Source organism: Streptosporangium sp. NBC_01469 (assembly GCF_036227305.1).
In the GTDB taxonomy this organism is placed as follows: Bacteria; Actinomycetota; Actinomycetes; order Streptosporangiales; family Streptosporangiaceae; genus Streptosporangium.
Genome location: NZ_CP109465.1, coordinates 835,757 through 854,858, shown reverse-complemented (window position 1 = coordinate 854,858; position 19,102 = coordinate 835,757). Strand labels below are relative to the sequence as shown.

Below are 19,102 nucleotides of genomic sequence, written 5' to 3'. Positions count from 1 at the left end.
GGTGGTGGTCGTCGGGCAGCGAATCGACCAGCCTAGCGGTGCTCCTCCCGCGCCTCAAAAGGATTAACGGCGGAGTGGGACGCGGCGGTCGCGGGTATCCCAACGATCGTGCGGATCTCTCCGGTCATCCCGGTCGTCGCCAATCTTCTGCTGGCCGCGCTCTGGGGGCTTTCGGTGTTCGCGGGCTGGGGGTTCGAGGCCTTCTGCTCCGATTTCGGCTGCGCGGACAGGCTGGACGGGGTAGTCCGGTTGTCGTCCCTGTTCGCGGCCGTCGCGGCCTGCTGTACGGTGGCCGCTCTGCTGACGCCGGTGACGCGCGGCGACAAAAATCGTTTTACCGTTCTGCTGTCCGCCGGGGTGGCCGCCTGGGTGATCGCGGAGGGCATTCTCTTCGCCGGCGGCCTGATCGTTCGGTAATCACCCTGACACCCTCCGTAATTCTCCGTCGAAATGGCGAAAAAGCGAGGCGAACATGGTGACTCCCACAGATCATGGGGGTATGTCGCCAGTGGCCTCTAGGCCTAGCGAGGGGGTGGTTTGTTTGTCGAAAGCCCGCGGGATTTCGTGGACCTGACACAAATTGACGACGTGTTCGCCATGTGGGGTCATTCTCCGGCGAGCACGTCGTCCGCGTCGATGATCTGATACGCGTACCCCTGCTCGGCCAGGAAGCGCTGCCGGTGGGCGGCGAAATCCTGGTCCACGGTGTCACGGCTGACCACCGAGTAGAACCGTGCCCCGCCCCCGTCCGCCTTCGGCCGCAGCACCCGGCCCAGCCGCTGCGCCTCCTCCTGCCGGGACCCGAAGGTGCCCGACACCTGGATGGCCACCGCCGCCTCCGGCAGGTCGATGGAGAAGTTGGCGACCTTGGAGACGACCAGGACCTGGATCTCCTTGTCGCGGAACGCCTGGAAGAGCCGCTCCCGCTCCTTGATCTTCGTCTCTCCCTTGATCACCGGTGCGTTCAGGTGCTCGCCGAGCTCGTCGAGCTGGTCGATGTACTGCCCGATGACCAGCACCTGCTCGTCCAGGTGCCGCCGGACCAGCGCCTCGGTCACCCGTGTCTTGGACGGCGTGGTCGCGCAGAACCGGTAGCGCTCCTCGGACTCGGCCATCGCGTAGGCCAGCCGCTCCTCGTCGGTCAGCGTCACCCGTACCTCGACGCAGTCGGCCGGGGCGATCCAGCCCTGGTTCTCCATCTCCTTCCACGGCGCGTCGTACCGCTTGGGGCCGATCAGGGAGAACACGTCGCCCTCCCTGCCGTCCTCGCGCACGAGCGTCGCGGTCAGGCCTACCCGCCGCCTGGCCTGCAGGTCGGCGGTCATCCGGAAGATCGGCGCGGGCAGCAGGTGCACCTCGTCGTAGACGACCAGGCCCCAGTCGCGGGCGTCGAACAGCTCCAGGTGCCGGTAGACGCCCTGCCTGCGGGTCGTCATCACCTGGTACGTGGCGATGGTGACGGGCCGGATCTCCTTCTTCGTGCCGGTGTACTCGCCGATCTCGTCCTCGGTCAGCGAGGTCCGCTTGAGCAGCTCCTGCTTCCACTGGTGTGCGGAGACCGTGTTGGTCACCAGGATCAGCGTCGTCGCCTTGGCCTGCGCCATCGCCGCCGCGCCCACGATCGTCTTGCCCGCCCCGCAGGGGAGCACGACCACGCCGGAGCCGCCGTGCCAGAACGCCTCGGCGGCCTCCCGCTGGTAGGTGCGCAGCTCCCAGCCGTCCTCGGTGAGCGCGATCGGGTGGTGCTCGCCGTCGACGTATCCGGCCAGGTCCTCGGCGGGCCAGCCCAGCTTGAGCAGGTGCTGCTTGATGTTGCCGCGCTCGCTCGGGTGCACCGCCACGCCGTCGTCGCCCAGGCGCTCGCCCAGCAGCGGCTGGATCTTCTTGGCGCGCAGGACCTCTTCCAGCACGGCCTTGTCGGTGCTGGTCAGGGCGAGGCCGTGGACGGGGTGCTTCTCCAGGCGGAGCCTGCCGTAGCGCGACATCGTCTCGGCGACGTCGACCAGCAGCGCGTGCGGCACGGGGTAGCGGCTGTGGGCGATCAGCGCGTCGATCACCTGCTCGGCGTCGTGCCCGGCCGCCCGCGCGTTCCACAGCGCCAGGGGGGTGATCCGGTAGGTGTGCACGTGCTCGGGGGCACGCTCCAGCTCCGCGAACGGGGCGATCGCCTTGCGGCACTCCCCGGCCCGCTCGTGATCGACCTCAAGGAGCAGGGTTTTGTCCGATTGGACGATCAATGGTCCGTCAGTCACAGACTTCTCCCTTGGTTACCGCAGGTTACGGCAGATCAGCTCATGGTCGCACTCGTGGACGCCCGCCGGATCGTCCCGCGTCCCGCGCTCCCTGTGTGCAACAGGCGGAAACGTCAGGGCAGTCCCGCCCGGCCCTCCGGATCTCATGCGTCCCTCCGCCCGTCCGCCGGATGTCCGGTCATCGCCTGCCCGTCGCTCGCGCGCACAATCCGGCAGGCGGTCCCCGGTATGGTCAGCCGGAACCGAAGGCGCCGTTGAGGCCGGCGACGATGAAGAAGGTCACGCCCAGGACGAGCAGCACGAAGTTGACGGCGATGCTGATCCAGGTCCACCTGAGCAGGTTCCTCGCGCCTTGCGGGTCGGTGTCGACCCTGCCCAGCGCGAGACCCGACAGGATGGTGCCGACGAGGCCGCCGAGACTCACGAAGCAGCTCAGCGCGAGCACGAGGCTGATGACCAGGGCGACGATCGCGTGCGTCCTGACACCCTCGACGTTGCGAGGCGGCGGGGCCCCGTGGCCCTGTCCCTGCCCGTACCCCTGCCCGTACCCCTGTCCGTAGCCCTGCCCGTAGGGCTGCTCGCCGTATCCCTGCCCGTATCCCTGGTCGGCGTAGCCGGGGGTCTGGCCGTAGCCCGGGGCCTGGCCGTAGTCGGGCTGGGTGTATCCGGGCTGGTGACTCTGCTGGGTCTGCTCGTAGCCGTACGGCTGCCGGTCGTGACCCGGGGTCTGGCCCGGCCCCGTGGTGTAGGGGCTCTTCCAGTCGTCCGGGTTGGTGCTGGGGCCTTCGGAGTGACCGCTGCTCACTGGGGATCTCTCGCTTCTATGGAGCTCAGAACGTCAACTGATATCACGATATGGGCCGTGAGCCGCGCGCCACAGGCGAATGGACTCGGTCGCGTCCCGGCGGCTGGAACCCGGAGGAGACCCGGAGAAGGACCCTCGCGCCCCGGCGAGCGAGGCGGCGGGCGACGCGCCGTCGCCGGACCCCGGACCGCCGGCCGAGCTCGCGGCGGGCCCGTCCCGGAACCGAGACTACCTCGTGGCCTTCTCCGGCACACCGGGGTCGGGGACGAGCCTTCCCGATCTCCATGGGACCGGCAGGAGGCATCTCAGACGATGTCGGCTATGCCGGTGATGCGGTGCAGGGCGAAGCGGTGCACCGCCGCCCGCGTCTCGTCGTAGGCGGTGAGATAACCGCCCTCCATCCGGGCGGGTTCGAGGATCCGGCTGGTGGCGTTGCCCTGGGAGTCGAGGTAGCCGATCCAGACCTGTGACCCCTGCCGGATGGCCTCACGCAGGGCGGTGATCGTGGCGGTGGCGGGGGAGCGCGGCACCTGGCCGCCGGGGGCGGCCACCGGGGCGCGGCGGGCCTGGTGCGCGGCGTCCCCCGCGCGCACCGCGCGCACCGCGGCCGCGACCACGTCGGCCTCGTGACCGCTGAACGTGACCGGGGAACGGCCCGCCGACGTGGCCTCGGTCCGGCGGACGTCGAGCTGGGCGATGATCACGTCACCGTCGAGCGACTCGGCCGCCGGCGCGTAGCCCATCGCGCGCAGCGAGTCGACCAGCGCCGGCCGGGAGGACTTGGAGGCGATCACCGTGGGGGCGAGCCGCCGCAGCCGCAGCGGGATCGCCCGCTTGTCGGCCATCACCTCGTCGAGCAGGGAGGAGTCGTCGCAGCGCACGTACGCGCTCGCCGTGCCGACGCGCATCCGGCCGTGGCGCCTGGCCACGTCGGTGACCAGGTAGCTGAGCGGCTGCGGCACGGGTGTGGTCGAGTGGCGCTCCAGCATGGCCAGCAGCTCGTCGGCGCCCTGCCCGGCGTCCAGGGCCCGCCGGATCGAGCGCTCGTCGAAGCGGTAGACCGTCGCGCCGCCGGTCGACTCCACCTCGGCCGCCACCGCGAGCCACCGCCTCAGGTCGCCGGTGAGCGGCCCGGGGGCGACCGCGGTCAGGTCGGCCTGGAGGAGCACGTGGTCGAGCGGCTCGGGCAGGAGCGGGAGCAGCAGGTGGGCGGCGGACAGCGGACGGCCGCCACCGGAACCGGCCGGGGCGCCGGAGCCGCCGGGGGAGTCGGCGAGCAGGGCGCGGCCGTGGCCCGCGAGCGCCCCGAGCCCGGTGACGCCGATCTGCTCGGCCTCGCGCAAGGTGAACTCCACCAGCTGGTCGCGGTGGCCTCCGCGACGGCGGGGCTGCTCCCAGGCCAGGCGCGCGCGTACCGCGTCGAGGGTGGGCGCCACCCCCGGCGTCGAGGCGAGCATGCCCAGGGTCGTGGCGCGGACCTCGGCGGCGGCCGGTCGGCGCAGGTCGGGATGGAGGGCGTTGAGCAGCCGGTCGCGCTCGTCGCGCTCGCCGATGACCCCCGGCACCCGGTCCATGGTGAGCCAGGCCGTGGCCAGCATCACCCAGCGGTCCTCCGTGGCCTTCACCCGCCAGCCGTCGTAGACGGGGGTGGGCATCCAGTCGCCGTCGACCGTGCCGCTCGCCGCGACCAGCCCCGCCGCGTACGACACCTCGATGATCAGCCCCGTCACCCACTCGGGCAGGTCGAGCAGGCCGGCGGTCCGCTTGAGGTCGCGCACGGCCAGGCCGCCGCTGCGGAGCACGCCGGGCGGGTCGGCGCTCCAGCGCTCGCACAGCTCCTCCACCGCGCGGGTGAACGTGAACGCCTGCCCGGCCGCGGTGCGCTCGGCGAGCCCTCGGTCGCGTTCGGCGCCCTCGGTCGCGGGAGGGAAGGGGGACAGGTCCCGGTGAACGCGGCCGCCGCGCAGGAACAGGGCGACCTCGCGGGGCAGCACCACGGTCTCCTCGCCGGTGGCGGCGAGCAGGGCCCGGGAGAGGAGCTGCTCGATCGGCGACTGGGCGGTGGCGGCCCGCACCTCGCGGCGGGCGTTGGGCACCCGGCCGCTGGCCGGGCCCCAGACCAGCTCGTTGAGCGCGGACCGCGCCTGCGGCGAGACCTCCTCGATCAGCCGTCCGACGATTTCCCCGTCGCCGAGCAGCGCGGCGAGTGTCTCCTTGGTGGCGCCCTCGATCTCGCCGCCCTCGCCCGCGACGTCCTGGACCAGCTCGGCCAGCCGCTCGGCGGGGTGGTGCCTGAACGCCTCCACGGCGGGCGGGCCGAGCCCGGCGGGAGCGTCGAGCACCTCCCGCACCCCGGGCGCCGGAGCCAGGGCGCGGTCGGGCCCGTAAATCAGGGCCATGGTGCGCAGCCGCTCGACAGTCTCCTTGAGAGCGCTCTGGAACCCCGGATCGGCCGTCCCCGGAAGGGCTCGGGCCATCTGGGCGCGCAGTGACCTGTAAGCGACCGGGCCGGGAAGCACGGCCAGTGTCTCCACGACCGCGAGCGTGAACCGGTCGAGCCGGTCGAGTGCCCTGCCCACCGCCGACGGGCTGCTCGCCCGCCCGGCGAGCCCCTCCAGGTGCGCGGGCACGGGGGTGATGAGCTCGGGTCGTACAGAGACGAGAGCCCGCAACCGGTCATCGCTCCGGCCGCGCAGCCACTCGGTGAACTCCGTGCTCATTCCGCCAATGGTAGGAGGCTTGACCGACATCGCGCGGCCTGGGGGAATTCCGTGATCGCGCGAAGAGGGTCGATCGATCATGTGAGGGGCGGTGAATGGGGGAAGAAGCTCACGAGCGAGGCGATGTCGAGAGAGGATGGCCAGTGTGATCGAGCGTGCGGACCAGCTCGTCCTGGACTACGTCAGCAAGGCGGCCGACGCGGCCCACGGTGTGCTGCAGCCGAGGCAGCGGATCGACTTCGTGGCGGTGCTGCGCAGGCGGATCGACGCCGAGCGCGCGGGGACGGACGACCCGGCCGCCGTGGCGAGGGTCCTGGCCCGGTTCGGCGACCCCGCCGTGCTGGTCCACCGCGAGCTGCGCCGCCTGGGCAGGGATGCGCCCTCCCCCTCCCCCTCCGCGGAGATTCCACCGGGGCGCCCCGAGCCGCGGGCCTCCGAGGGGATCTCTCAGGGGTTGCGGGGCCTGCGAGGTCTGTGGGGCTCCCGGGGCGGGAGTGAAGGCTCCGGTGCGGTTCCCAGGCCCCGGGAGGAGGATCCCAGCGGGACTCCCGGTGGCGTCGCCCGCGCCTCGGGCGTCACCCCTGCCGCCCCTCCCGTGGCCGCGGTGCCTCTCGCCGCCCCCACCCCGGAGGGTCCAGGCCCCGAGAACCCCGCTCCCGCCCCGGAGGGTGCCGTTCCCGAGGACCCCGCTCCCGCCTCAGAGGGTGTCGTTTCCCAAGACCCCGCTCCCACCTCGAAGGAGCCCGTCCCCGGCAATCCCGTCTCGCCGCCTCCCCGCCGGCCCGTGCGGGGGCATCCGTACGCCTCGGCGGGAGCTCATCCCGATGCCGGTGAACCCCGGCAGGATCGCCCAGAGCAGGACCCCCCTGCGGCGGATCACCCTCAGCCGGAGCACCCCGAGCGGGACCGTCCTGACATCTCAGGCGATAGCCGCCCGGTGAGCGGGGAAGACGCCGCGGACGAGTGGGAGGACGCGGTGGAGAGCGACCCGCCGACCGAGGAGATCCCACCCGTACAGGACCCTCTGCCGCCGCCGGTGGCACAGCGGGAGGCACCGGACAGGCCGCGGGAGTCACAGGAGCAGCCTGAGGAGGATCGCCCGGAGGTGCCCGGCGAAAGGCCGGGAGGCCCGGAGGCCCGTCCGGGGCTTCCACCCGGGGCGGCCAGGGGCATGCGGGAGGCCGAGGAGCGGCTGGCCAGGAAGCGGGCGCGCGACCGGCCCGACTGGCTGCGTCGGCGACGTCCGGCCCGGTCGAGGGAGGACGTCGTCCCCGGCACCCAGGACGCCCGGACGGTCCTGCTGAGCCACCGGCGCGAGATGGTCGGCCTGGCCCTGCTCGCCCTGGCCGGTCTGCTGGTCCCCTTCCCGCTCGCCCCGATCGCGATCTTCAGGATCCCGGTGCTGGTCTGGGCCGTCGCGGTGCTCGTCGTGATCGCCTGCGAGAACTGGCACACCTCCGACAAGGCGCTGGGGCTGGCCGCTCCGATCGTGAGCTACACCCTCGGCGGCGGCCTGGTCGCCCTCGTACGGGCCAGGAACGACCTCGGCACGGTGGTGGACGAGTTCTTCACCATCAGCGGGCTCATGTTCCTGCTGGGTACGGCGTGGGCCGTCTTCTGGCTGGCCTACCGGTTGCTCAACCCTCCGATCCCCGTGGGAAGGGGAGTCCGCCGGCCCGGGTGACGACGTTGGGATCCTTACGGCCTCCGGTCTCGCCCGGGGTGGCCCACCCGGTGGCTCGCCGGCCGCCGGGTCCGTCAGCCGACGGCCTGGACCGCGGGGCGGGGCAGCAGGCCGAGGGCGAGGCGTACCCAGGAGGCGACGAAGCGGTCGCGCTCCACCCGGCCGGGAGGCTCGCCCACGGTCTCCTCGAACAGCTGGTACTGGATCACCGCGCCGCCGAGCACGGCACCGATGGCGGGCCAGTCGGCGGCGGTCCCGGCGTACTCGGGCTGGGCGCGGAACCACGTGGTGATCGCGTCGAACATGGGCTGCAGCAGACCTTCGCGCACGGTCGCGACCAGCTCGGGGAACTGGCTCAGGTCGCGGAAGAAGACGCGCGTCAGCTCCCTCTCCTCGCGGACCTTGGCCAGCCCCGACCTGCACAGGTGGGCCAGCCGCTCCTCGACGCCGGTCGAGGTGTCGACGACGCTGAGCTCGGTCAGGGTCCCGGCGATCTGTGTTCGCGTCCTGGTGGCGTGCTCGTTCATCGCCGCGGCCAGCACCTCGTACTTGGACTTGAAGTGCCGGTAGAGGCCACCGGCGCCCGGCGACAGCCCGGAGGCGGCCTCGATCTCGGCCACCGAGGTCGCCGCGTAGCCCCGTTCGGCGAACAGGCGCAGGGCCTCGTCGATGATCCGCTCGCGCGTCGATCTGGTCATTCTCTGCCGATACCTCCTCCGTGACCTTATCCAGTGCCCTCCGCGCCGGATCGCACCGCATCGCGCCTGTCCCGGCCCGCCCACGTCCGGCCCCGTCCCGGGCCGAAGACCCGCCGCCTGGAGAACCGGCGGGGAGGTGCCGGCTCATCTTCCGGATAAGTAAATCTTTTCGCGAAGGCTTCAGTAGTGGGGGGTCTCACACACAACGCTTGTGATTAGCCATGTTTAGGGGGATTTGGCATTCTTTGAGGGCTTCTCGGAGAATCCTCTTCGCGGAGCCGACAAGGAGCGGTGAGTGACCTGATGAACTCCGTGGGATTCGACCTCGATCTGACGCTCGCCGACACGCGCGCGGGCATCGCCGCCGTTTACGAGGAGGTGGCGCTGCGTATCGGCGTCTTCATCGACAGTGTCGCCGTGGTGGCCAGGCTGGGGCCGCCGCTGGAGTGGGAGCTGGCCAACTGGATGCCCGCCGAGGAGGTCCCCGCGGCCGCCGACGTCTACCGGGAGCTGTACCCGTCGATCGCCGTCCCGGTCACCACCCTCATGCCCGGCGCGCGCGAGGCCGTCGAGGCCGTACGGCGGGCGGGGGGCAGGGTCGCCGTGGTGACGGGGAAGAACGCCCGCGACGCGGCGAGCACGGTCGAGTTCCTCGGCCTGGACGTGGACGAGGTCGCCGGGTCGGTCTTCGGGGCGGCCAAGGGTCCGGCCCTCGCGGCTTTCGGCGCCGCCGCCTATGTTGGAGATCATGTCGCGGACATCGACGCGGCGCGAGCGGGGGGAGTCGTCAGCGTGGCGGTGGCGACAGGTGTCTATCCGGCGGGAGAACTGCGTGATCACGGAGCCGATGTGATCCTGGGTGATCTGACCGAGTTCGCCGAATGGTTCGGCGGTTGGCGAACCCTCGCCGCTCTCGGGTAATTCGGCTCCCAATACACGGTCGCCCTCAGCGCCCGCGGGGCATAACCTACATCCATTCCTTTTCACGACAGTCTGAACGAGGTCACCCCTGTGCCGAGTGGCAAGGTCAAGTGGTACGACGCCGACAAGGGATTCGGCTTCCTCACCCGCGACGACGGCGGTGAGGTCTTCGTGCATTCTTCCGCGCTGCCTTCCGGCGTGGATTCCCTCAAGCCGGGCCAGAAGGTCGAATTCGGCGTGGCCGAGGGGCGCCGCGGCCAGCAGGCGCTCTCGGTCCGAGTGATCGACCAGCCCCCCACGCTCGCCAAGACCGCCAAGCCCAAGGGCAAGCGCAAGAAGCCCGACGAGATGGTCGTCATCGTGGAGGACCTGATCAAGCTCCTGGACACGGTCTCCACGTCGTACCAGAAGGGCAAGCAGCCCGAGGCCGTGCACGCGAAGAAGATCGCTGCCGTGCTCCGGGCCGTCGCCGACGATCTGGACGACTGACCCCCGCCGGTCGACCGGCGGCCGGCCGCCCGCCGATCGGCCCGGTCACCCGAACCGGGGTTCTCCTCGAACGCTCGGAGATCGAACGCTCGGAGATCGAACGCCCGCGCGGTTCAGCCGTGGGGGTTGGTGAGCGGTCTGGTCCGCTTCTCCGTCGGGGGATCCCCGTGGTGCACGACCGCGGTGGTCGTCCCGGCGGGCCGCGGCCCGGCCCGGTCCTCCGGCGGCGTCCCGTCCCGCGAGGGCCGCTCCCCGTTCGTCGCGGGGTGCGGTCCGGACGGGGAGGGGCGCGGGCCCCTGGCGGCCTCGACCCTGGCGTCCACCTCCCGGACCCGCCTGCGGCGGCGTACCAGCAGCCAGCCGAGCGAGCCCGCCAGCACCGCGGCCATCACGGCCAGCCCCGCCGTGCCGTCCGCGAACAGCGAGAGCCAGAGCCCGACGAGGCCGCCCAGCACCCACGCGATCTGCAGGAAGGCCTCCACCACCCCGAACGTGGACGAGCGCACCTCCTCGCCGATCTCCCGCTGCACGATCGCGTCCAGCGCGAGCTTGCCCAGTCCCTGGGCGAACGCGGCCACCAGCGCGACCGCCACCGCGCTCCACAGCTGGAAGACGACGGCCGCCAGTATCGTGATCGCGGTCGTCAGGGCGAGCGTGCTCAGCACGATGACCTGCGGGGAGTGGTTGCGCACCCACGAGGCCACGGCCGTGCCCGCCAGCCCCCCGACCCCGGCGGCCACCGCCAGCACGCCGATGGCGACCATCGGCGGCAGGCCGGGCAGGTTCTTGTCCTGGACCAGGAAGAGCAGGTAGAAGAGCAGAAACCCGGAGTAGAGGCGGATGGCCACGTTGGCGTGCATCGCCTCGGCCACCACCGGGCCCACGTTCAGCATCGTGCGCCAGCGGGGCGGCCGTTCCTCGCCCTCGTCGTCGAGCTCCTCCAGATCGGGGGAGTCGACGTGGCGCGGGAGCCGTACGGCCAGCACGCCCTGGAGCAGGAAGAGCACCGTCGCCCCGCGCAGCACCCACTCGGCGCCCAGCCAGGCGCTGGCGCCCGCGCCGATCGGCACCGCGACGCCCGCCGTGACCAGCGCGAACAGGGCGACCCGCGCGTTCGCCGTGACCAGCGCGATGTCGGCGGGCAGCACGCTCGGCATGATCGCCGCGCGGGAGACGTTGTAGGCCTTCGACAGCACCAGCACGGCCAGCGCCGCCGGGAAGATCGTGAACACGTCGCCGGGGACGATCGCCGCCGCCATCGCGAAGCAGAGCAGCCCGCGCCCGAAGAGGGTCCCGGCCATCACGAAACGCCGCCCGGAGCGGAACCGGTCGAGGACCGGGCCGACGAACGGCGCGACCACCACGAACGGGATCATCGTGATCAGCAGGTAGAGCGCGACCTGGCCGCGTGCCTCGTTCACCGGGAGCTTGAAGAGCGTCCCGGCGAGGGCCGCGGTGACCAGGGCGTCGCCCGCGCTGTGCGCGGCGGTCAGCTCGATCAGCTGGCCAAGCCCGGTGCGGCCCGCGCCCTGCGCGTGGGTCAGCCGTCGCGCGGCCCTGCCCGCCCGCTGGGTGCCGCTGACCGCGCCCCGGCCCGCCCGCGCCGTCGCCCGGCCCGCGCCTCTGCCCGCCTTCGCCGTCCCACGGCCCGCGCGCGCGGCGGTCCGCCCCGCGGCGGCGGCGGACCTGCCGACCCGCCGGGAGGCATCGCCCACCGTCTTCCGCGCCCGTTCCCACCCAGCTGCCACGTATCCAGTCATACCCGAAGGGCGGGTGAGTTGTCCGGTGCGCCAGGTCACTCCCCGGGTGATTGGATGTCCACGGTGCCGTTCGCTCCGGTCATGGGCGAGAATGAACTGTGAGCGCAGTGAGCGAGCGAGCCAGTAGGGACAGCAGCCGTCGTGCTGCGAGGCTGACGGGAGACGACTCGTGAGCCGGACTCGATCCCGTGCCGTGGTCCTTGACCAGGCATGCGTCGCGGCCGTCGACCTGGCCAGAGCCGCGGTCGAGGAGAACGTCAGGCCGGGAGAGGTGGGCGAACACCTCGGGGTCGAGGGCGAGGGCGACCGCGTCGTCACCCATTACTTCGCCTGTCTCGATCGCGCCTACCGGGGCTGGCGCTGGGCCGTCACGGTCGCCCGGGCCTCCCGGGCGCGCAACGTGACGGTGAGCGAGGTCGTGCTCCTGCCCGGCGCGGGGGCCCTGATGCCGCCGCAGTGGGTGCCGTGGAGCGAGCGGCTCCGCCCGGGCGACCTCGGCGTGGGCGACCTGCTGCCCACCTCCGACGACGACGACAGGCTCGCGCCCGGTTTCACCGAGACCGACGACGACTCCGACCACCAGATGATCTTCGAGTACGGCCTCGGCCGGGCCCGGGTCCTCTCTCCGATCGGCCGCGACCGTGCCGTGCGGCGCTGGCACTCCGGTGAGTCGGGGCCGCACACCCCGCTCGCGCACGCCGCGCCCGCCCAGTGCTCCACCTGCGGCTTCTACTGGCCGCTCGCGGGCGCGCTGCGCACCGGCTTCGGGGTCTGCGCGAACGAGTACGCCCCCGACGACGGGCGGGTCGTCGCCGCCGACCACGGCTGCGGCGCGCACTCCGAGGCCGCCGTGCTGCCGCACCAGGTCGAGCCGACCTCGCCGATCCTCGACGATCTCTCCTACGACACCGCCGAGAACGCCTTGGAACCGGACCTGGCCGGATCGGTGGACGACACCGCCTCCGAGCCGCTCGGTCACTCCTGACCCGGCGCCGCCGGGCCGCTCCCAACCCGGGGCACCGGGTCCATCCCGCCCCGCCGCCGTCCCAGCGGCACACCAGGCCGTCGTGGCCGGGCGCCGCTCCCGTGGCGTCCTGGCCGTTCCGGCCCGGACGCCCGGTCGCGCGGGGCTTCGACCTTTGGAAGCATCGCCTTGACTGACACCTTCGGCACCGAACGACTGCGCTCCGCCGTCCTGGCCGCCTGGACGGCCTCGCCCGCCCGTTTCCGCGAGGACGCCAACGCGGAGGAGGACTTCGCGCTCGGCGGCTACCGCGACCGGCTGATCGTCGAGCTCGCCCAGAACGCCGCCGACGCCGCGCTCCGCGCCGGGGTGCCCGGCCGGCTCCGCCTCTCGTTGCGCGAGGGCGTGCTGTCGGCCGCCAACACCGGCGCCCCCGTCGACAGGGCCGGGATCGAGGGGCTGTCCACGCTGCGCGTCTCCGCCAAGCGTGACGACGCCCACGCGGCCGGTCGGTTCGGCGTCGGGTTCGCGGCCGTGGTTTCGGTCTGTGACGAGCCGGTGATCGGCTCGCTCGGCTCCGGGGTCGTCCGCTGGTCCCGCGACCAGACCGCCGCCCTGGTGGCCGCGGAGCCCGAGCTGGCCAAGGAGCTGGCCGAGCGCGGCGGGCACGTCCCGCTGCTGCGCCTGCCCTTCCCCGCGGGCCCGGTCGAGATCCCCGCCGGGTTCGACACGCTCGTGCGGCTGCCGCTCCGTGACGAGGCGGCCGAGGAGGCCGTACGGGCGATGCTGAGGGAGACCAGTCCCGCCCTGCTGCTCGGCCTGCCCGCCCTGGAGTCGATCGAGGTCGACGTGGACGGCGAGACGCGGACCGTCACCTCCGAGGGCTGGAAGGTCGTCTCGGACTCCGGGCGGTTCACCCCCGAGCAGGTGGCCGAGCTCTTCGCCGACCGCCCGACCGAGGAGCGCTCTCGGCCGCACTGGCTGGTCCGCTGGGCCGTACCCGTCACCGCTTCCGCTCCCGCGTCCGGCACCGCTCCTGCGTCCGGCACCGCTCCAGCGTCCGCCGCCGGTTCCGCGAGCGGGGGCCTGGGCGGGGCTCCGGCCGGTTCGCGGGAGGCGGCGCAGGCCGGGGAGCCCCGGCCGCTGCCCGCCCTCGTACCGCCCGTGGTGCACGCCCCCACGCCGAGCGACGAGCCGCTGGACCTGCCCGCGCTGCTGATCGCCTCGTTCCCGATGGCCACCGACCGGCGGCACGTCGCGCCGGGCCCGCTCGCCGACTTCCTGGTCGAGCGTGCCGCCGACACCTATCTGGAGCTGCTCGCCGGGCTGCCCCGCACCCCCCGGCTCCTCGACCTCGTCCCCGGCATGATGGGCAAGGGCGAGCTGGACGCCCGCATCCGCCGGGCGATCCTGCGCAGGCTCCCCGACGCCCCGCTGCTCCCCGCGCTCTCCCCGCCCGCCGACCCGGCCTCGTCGGGCAGGCCGGGCGGTTCCGGTGCCTCGCTCCTGCTCCCCGACCCCGCCGACGGCCCCGCCGGAGCCGGTCCCGGCTCCCCGGCCCCGCTCTCCGGCGGTGGGGAGTTGATCGTCTCCGGGCGGCAGGCCTCCGTGGTCGCGGCCCCGGCCGAGCTGCTGGAGAGGGTCGCCCCCATGATCCCCGGGCTGCTGCCCGCGGGGTGGCCGTCCCGGCATCCGGCGATCACCGCGCTCGGCGTCAGCCGGGTGCAGCTCTCCGACATCGTGGACATGCTCTCCGGCGACGCCGTCAAGGACAGGGACCCGGCCTGGTGGCGGTCGCTGTACGAGGTGCTGCCCGCCGACGACCCCGAGGCCCTCGGCGCGCTGCCGGTGCCGCTGGCCGACGGCCGCCTGGTCAGGGGGCCGCGCGGCACGCTGCTGCTGACCGACGGCTCCGCGCTGGACCCGGCCGTCCTCGCCCCGCTCGGGCTGCGCGTGGTGCACCCGGACGCGGCCCATCCCCTCCTGCTCAGGCTCGGCGCGGGCGAGGCCACGCCCCGCACCGTCCTGGAGGACCCGCTGACCCGCTCCGCCGTCTCGGAGTCGCTGGACAGCCCCGACTCGGAACCGGTGGCCCAGGCGGTGCTCGCGCTGGTCGACGCCGCGGGGCTGACCGCCGGCGACGCCCCCTGGCTGTCCGAGCTGGCGCTGCGCGGCGCCGACGGCGAGCTGTACCCGGCGGGCGAGCTGCTCCTCGCCGACGGGGCGCTGGCCGGGCTGCTCGACAGCGAGACGCACTTCGGCACGGCCGCGCCCGAACTGGTGGAGCGGTACGGCCCCCGGGTGCTCGCCGCGGCGGGGGTGCTCGACGGCTTCGCCGTGGTCAACGACTCCGACGCCATGATCGATCCGGACGAGTGCGACCACGACCTGGACCGCGAGGACGAGTGGCTGGAGACCGTCCTCGACCTGCTGCCCGAGGTGGACGTACCGCCGGTCGCCCGGGAGTTCTCCGCCGTCCGCGATCTGGAGTACGTCGCCGACTGGCCCGCCGCCCTCGCCCTGCTGTCGCGCCCGCCGCTCCGCTCGGTCCTGCACCCACTGCGGATCCTGGTGGCGGGGGAGGTCGTGGAGGTGCCGTCCTACACCGCCTGGTGGCTCTCCAGGCACCCGGTGCTCGCGGGCAGGCGCCCCACGGAGCTGCGGCTCCCGGCGGGCGACCCGCTGCTGTTCGGCCTGTACGGCGACGCCCCGGCCGTCGTCGACGAGGCCGCGCTGGCGATGATCGGGGTCCGGAGCACGCTGGTCGACCTGCTCGCCTCCCACGGCGGTCCCGACGAGCTGCTCGACCTGCTGGGCGACCCCTCCGTGGAGGTCGACCGCGCCCAGCTCCGCTCCCTGTGGGTGGCCCTCGCCGGTGTCGATCCCGCCCGCGTCGGGCCCCCGCGCGCCGTACGCGCCGTCCTCGGTGACGCGATCGTCGTCGTCGACGCCGGGGACGGCCGCACGCTGTCCACCGGCACCGACCCCGAGGGGGGAGACGAGGCGGAGGGCGCGGGTGAGCCGGTCGTGGTCGAGGCGCCGGACCTGCTGCCGCTCGTCGCGGGCCGGCCGCTGATTCTGGCCCCGTTCGACCTGGCCGAGGTGCTGTCGGAGCTGCTCGACCTGCCGCTGGCCGGTGAGGAGGCCGCGGGTGAGGTGACGTCCTCGGGCGAGACGCGCGACGTCCCGCCCGCCGTACGGTCGCTGCTGCCGACCGCGCCCCGGAGCTACGTGGAGCACGAGAGGCTGCTGGTGGACGGTGTCCCCGCCGCCTGGCGGTTCTTCGAGGGCACGGTGCACGCCTCGGGGGTGGAGGGGCTCGCGCGCGGGCTCGCCTGGGCGTCCGGCCAGTGGGGCGACCGGCTCGCGGTGGCGGCGCTGCTGCGCGATCCGGCGGCGGTGCCGCTGCTGCTCGCCGAGGCCGACCTGGACAGCTGGACCGCCTCGACCTAGACGATGATCGTCCCGGCGCGCGTTCCCTCGCGCGCTGGGCGAGAATCGGTCGGGTGATGCGCCTGCACTTCACTCCCGCCGATCTTCGTCAGATCTCGTTCGCCCCGGTTCCGAACGCGTTGCTGGAATCGTTGCTGAGCGTTTACGGCCTGCACGCCAAACGCTACGACACCCCTCCGCAGCCGGACGTGCGGGAGTGGCGGCGGAGGATGAACAGCGGCCTGGCCGACCGGGCCGGGGTGCTTTCCGACCTGGCCGGCGCGGCGGCGTTCCTCCCCGACTTCCTGTTCCAGCCGGACGCGGCGGACCTCGCCACGGGTGTCGAGCTGGCCGTGCGGACGCCCGCCTCGCAACTGGCGGCCGACCTGGCCCCGCTTCCCCCGCCCTCGTCCCCGGGCGTCGACCGCTGGCGCCGGGAGCTCTCCGCGGGGGCCGCGGAGGCGCGGCGCAGGCTCGCGAGCGACCTGCACCGTTATTTCGACTCCTCGCTGGAACCGCTGTGGCCGCGGATGCGGGCCGCCGCCACCGTCGACCGGGCGCTGCGCGCCGAGACCCTGCTGCGCGGCGGGGTCGACGCGCTGCTCACCACGCTCGGCACCCGCTGGCAGTGGCGGCCGCCCGTCCTGCACCTGCCGATGTCCGGAGACCACGACGTCGAGCTGTGCGGGCACGGGCTGCTGCTGTTCCCCTCGTATTTCGCGCGGAGCTGCGCGCTGATGGACCGGCCGGGCCAGTCCGCGGTGCTGGTGTACCCGATGCATCGGGGAGACGCACCGGTCGGCGCGGCCGACGCCCTCGGCCCGCTGGTCGGGCGCACCCGGGCGGAGATCCTGGCCGTTCTGCGTGCCCCGGCCACCACCACCGCCGTGGCGGAGAAGGTCGGCGTCTCCCTGGCCTCCGCCAGCCAGCACGCCACCGTGCTGCGTAACGCCGGACTCATCTCGACCACCCGCATGGGCGGTTCCGTGCTGCACGTGCTGACCCCGCTGGGCTCGGCGATGCTGCACGGTGACACCGCCGGCTGAGGCGCCCCGCGGATCCCGTGCTTCCTCGGGTTTTTCGAACAGCGGTCCCACCCGCCCTCCGGCCCACTTCCCGCGATCCTGGCTCGAAGTGCCTCCCCCGCCCCGTCGCCGGGAGAGGCCGTCCACTTCGGCGCCCGCCAGGTCCGCCCCGCATCCACCCCCGCCTCCGTAGGGGGCGAACCACCGCCGAGAGCGGCTTCCACCATGGTGAGGCGGGGTGTTCGCCGGTGTCGACGCCTTTCAGCCCAGCCCGAAAGGGTGGCTCCACCGGTACGGACACGCGAGGGGAAGATCACCCTCGGTGAGGATTCCGCCCGGAGGTCCGCCGGGCGCGGCAGTCACAGGATCGAGGTGGTCGGCTCGACCGGCCCCTCGGGCGAGGGCGGTGTGCGGCGGTTGCGGCGGCGCACGTACCAGAGGCCGAAGAGGCCGCCGCAGATGCCCGACACGCAGGTCCAGATCCACCAGCGGTACTCGGGCTCCGGCCGCGCGACCAGGAGGACGACCAGGGCGATGGCCCACAGACCCGTACCCGTGAGGATCGTGAGCGTGTCGTTGGTCCTCAACGGCTGCAGATCCGGACGTCGTGGCTGGTTCACGTGCTCCAGACTAGGCGACGGCGTCTCACTGCTCGCAAAACGGGTTACGTCGGATTACGTCAAGGCGCGAATCCATCTCGAAAGCATCACCATCGGCAGCTGGGTCTTCCGAGAAGGTTGACCCGCTGTCACTCTGCGTGAGTGAACGATGTTAAAACTCCCAGAATAAGCAGAATTGACCGTTTCTTCGCCATCTCCGATCGCGGCTCGTCCATGGGCCGGGAGGTGCGCGGCGGGTTCGCCACGTTCTTCACGATGGCCTACATCGTCGTGCTCAACCCCTTGATCATTGCCACCGTCAAGGACGCGGAAGGCCAGTTCATCGGCGACGGGAGCACGCCCAACATCCCGCTCGTCGCGGCCGGCACCGCCCTCGTGGCCGGACTGCTCAGCATCCTGATGGGCGTCATCGGCAAGGTTCCCTTCGCGATGGCCGCGGGCCTCGGCCTGAACGCCTTCGTCACCTACGGCATCGCCTCGCAGATGTCCTGGGAGTCGGCGATGGGCCTGGTGTTCCTGGAGGGCTTGATCATCGCGCTCCTGGTGCTGACCGGGTTCCGTACCGCCGTGTTCAACGCCATCCCACCCCAGCTGAAGACGGCGATCAGCGTCGGCATCGGCCTGTTCATCGCCCTGATCGGTTTCGTGGACGCCGGCTTCGTCCGCCGGGTGGCGGCCGGGCCGCCGCTGGAACTCGGCATCGCGGGCTCGCTGGCCAGCTGGCCGATCCTCGTCTTCGTGGTCGGCCTGCTGCTGACCGTGCTTCTGGTGGCGCGCCAGACCAAGGGCGCCATCCTGATCGGCATCGTCGTCACCACCATCTTCGCGATCATCGTTCAGGCCGTCACCAAGGTCGGTGCCGCGACGGTGCCCGGTCAGGATCCCAACCCCGGGGGCTTCCAGCTCGTCGTCCCGGAGGTGCCCGAGCGGATCTTCGGCTTCGAGAATCCGCTGGTGCTGTTCAGGGAGTTCGACCCGCTCGGCGCCTTCGGCTCCGTCTCGGTCATCCTGGCCCTGCTCCTCATTTTCACCCTGCTGATCACCGACTTCTTCGACACCATGGGCACGATCGTGGGCGTCGGCGGGCAGGCCGGGCTGATCAAGGAGGACGGCACCCTGCCCAGGACCCGCGAGATCCTCCTCGTCGACTCGATCGGCGCGGCGGCCGGAGGCGCGGCCTCCGTCTCCTCCAACACGACCTACATCGAGTCGGCCGCGGGTGTCGGCGAGGGTGCCCGCACCGGCCTCGCCAGCGTCGTCACCGGTGTGCTGTTCCTGCTGGCCATCTTCGTCTCGCCGCTCGTCGCCGTCGTCCCCTACGAGGCCGCCGCCCCCGCCCTGGTCGTGGTCGGCTTCCTGATGATGACCGCCATCCGCGAGATCGACTTCACCGACTACGAGATCTCCATCCCGGCGTTCCTCACGATCGTCCTGATGCCGTTCACGTACTCAATAGCTACCGGAATAGGTAGTGGGTTCGTGACGTACGTGCTGATCAAGCTGGTGAAGGGTAGGGCCCGTGAGGTTCACCCGCTGATGTGGACGGTCGCGGGGCTGTTCGTGATCTACTTCGCGCTCGGCCCGATCAAGGCGCTGCTCAACCTCGGCTGAGAACCAGCAAGGGGCCGTCATGGCGAACCGTACGGTTCGCCATGACGGCCCCTTGCTGTCGGAGGGGTAGGACGGGGTGTCGATGTGGGGCCCCAAGCCTTACGTAGACGTAAGGGGGTCA

General features: G+C 72.5%; 14 protein-coding genes. 8 read left to right on the top strand and 6 right to left on the bottom strand.

Features of this window, described 5'->3' with window-relative positions; all coding sequences use genetic code 11:
• Positions 1 to 108: 108 nt before the first annotated feature.
• The gene (locus OG587_RS03895; RefSeq protein ID WP_329086917.1) at positions 109 to 417 is read left to right on the top strand and encodes a hypothetical protein; all 309 of its coding nucleotides are present in this window, start codon (positions 109 to 111) and stop codon (positions 415 to 417) included.
• A gap of 188 nt (positions 418 to 605) precedes the next feature.
• On the opposite strand, the gene OG587_RS03890 is transcribed toward OG587_RS03895, so the two are convergent.
• The 3 genes from OG587_RS03890 to OG587_RS03880 all read right to left on the bottom strand — a co-directional run bounded on the left by OG587_RS03890 (position 606) and on the right by OG587_RS03880 (position 5,777).
• Positions 606 to 2,252: a DNA repair helicase XPB gene (locus tag OG587_RS03890; protein WP_329086915.1), complete on the bottom strand. Its 1,647-nt coding sequence runs from the start codon at positions 2,250 to 2,252 to the stop codon at positions 606 to 608.
• Between the two features lie 232 nt (positions 2,253 to 2,484).
• Positions 2,485 to 3,057, bottom strand: a complete 573-nt coding sequence (locus OG587_RS03885) for a hypothetical protein (RefSeq protein WP_329086912.1) — start codon at positions 3,055 to 3,057, stop codon at positions 2,485 to 2,487.
• A gap of 305 nt (positions 3,058 to 3,362) precedes the next feature.
• Complete coding sequence (locus tag OG587_RS03880; protein WP_329086911.1) at positions 3,363 to 5,777, bottom strand: helicase C-terminal domain-containing protein; 2,415 nt, start codon at positions 5,775 to 5,777, stop codon at positions 3,363 to 3,365.
• Between the two features lie 145 nt (positions 5,778 to 5,922).
• Between OG587_RS03880 and OG587_RS03875 the strand changes: the two genes are divergently transcribed.
• The gene (locus OG587_RS03875; protein WP_329086909.1) at positions 5,923 to 7,461 is read left to right on the top strand and encodes a hypothetical protein; all 1,539 of its coding nucleotides are present in this window, start codon (positions 5,923 to 5,925) and stop codon (positions 7,459 to 7,461) included.
• Positions 7,462 to 7,535: 74 nt separating this feature from the next.
• On the opposite strand, the gene OG587_RS03870 is transcribed toward OG587_RS03875, so the two are convergent.
• Positions 7,536 to 8,159, bottom strand: a complete 624-nt coding sequence (locus OG587_RS03870; RefSeq protein ID WP_329086907.1) for a TetR/AcrR family transcriptional regulator — start codon at positions 8,157 to 8,159, stop codon at positions 7,536 to 7,538.
• 291 nt (positions 8,160 to 8,450) lie between these two features.
• On the opposite strand from OG587_RS03870, the gene OG587_RS03865 reads away from it, so the two are divergent.
• Together OG587_RS03865 and OG587_RS03860 are read left to right on the top strand one after the other, a co-directional pair.
• Complete coding sequence (locus tag OG587_RS03865; protein WP_329086905.1) at positions 8,451 to 9,080, top strand: HAD family hydrolase; 630 nt, start codon at positions 8,451 to 8,453, stop codon at positions 9,078 to 9,080.
• A 90-nt stretch (positions 9,081 to 9,170) separates the two neighbouring features.
• Entirely contained in the window at positions 9,171 to 9,569 is a 399-nt protein-coding gene (locus OG587_RS03860; RefSeq protein WP_329086904.1) for a cold-shock protein, read from the top strand.
• A gap of 113 nt (positions 9,570 to 9,682) precedes the next feature.
• Here the strand turns inward: OG587_RS03860 and OG587_RS03855 are convergent, their stop codons facing one another.
• On the bottom strand, positions 9,683 to 11,317 hold the full coding sequence (locus OG587_RS03855; protein WP_329086902.1) for an MFS transporter: 1,635 nt from the start codon (positions 11,315 to 11,317) through the stop codon (positions 9,683 to 9,685).
• 181 nt (positions 11,318 to 11,498) lie between these two features.
• Here OG587_RS03855 and OG587_RS03850 point away from each other — a divergent pair, with 181 nt between their 5' ends.
• From OG587_RS03850 to OG587_RS03840, 3 genes are all read left to right on the top strand, one after another.
• Positions 11,499 to 12,314: a DUF3027 domain-containing protein gene (locus OG587_RS03850; RefSeq protein WP_329086900.1), complete on the top strand. Its 816-nt coding sequence runs from the start codon at positions 11,499 to 11,501 to the stop codon at positions 12,312 to 12,314.
• A 168-nt stretch (positions 12,315 to 12,482) separates the two neighbouring features.
• Positions 12,483 to 15,746, top strand: a complete 3,264-nt coding sequence (locus tag OG587_RS03845; protein WP_329086898.1) for a sacsin N-terminal ATP-binding-like domain-containing protein — start codon at positions 12,483 to 12,485, stop codon at positions 15,744 to 15,746.
• A 56-nt stretch (positions 15,747 to 15,802) separates the two neighbouring features.
• Positions 15,803 to 16,771, top strand: coding sequence for an ArsR/SmtB family transcription factor (locus OG587_RS03840; protein ID WP_329093720.1), 969 nt, complete (start codon positions 15,803 to 15,805; stop codon positions 16,769 to 16,771).
• Positions 16,772 to 17,109: 338 nt separating this feature from the next.
• On the opposite strand, the gene OG587_RS03835 is transcribed toward OG587_RS03840, so the two are convergent.
• Positions 17,110 to 17,370: a DUF2530 domain-containing protein gene (locus OG587_RS03835; protein WP_329086895.1), complete on the bottom strand. Its 261-nt coding sequence runs from the start codon at positions 17,368 to 17,370 to the stop codon at positions 17,110 to 17,112.
• A gap of 141 nt (positions 17,371 to 17,511) precedes the next feature.
• Here OG587_RS03835 and OG587_RS03830 point away from each other — a divergent pair, with 141 nt between their 5' ends.
• The gene (locus tag OG587_RS03830) at positions 17,512 to 18,981 is read left to right on the top strand and encodes an NCS2 family permease (protein ID WP_329086893.1); all 1,470 of its coding nucleotides are present in this window, start codon (positions 17,512 to 17,514) and stop codon (positions 18,979 to 18,981) included.
• Positions 18,982 to 19,102: the final 121 nt, after the last annotated feature.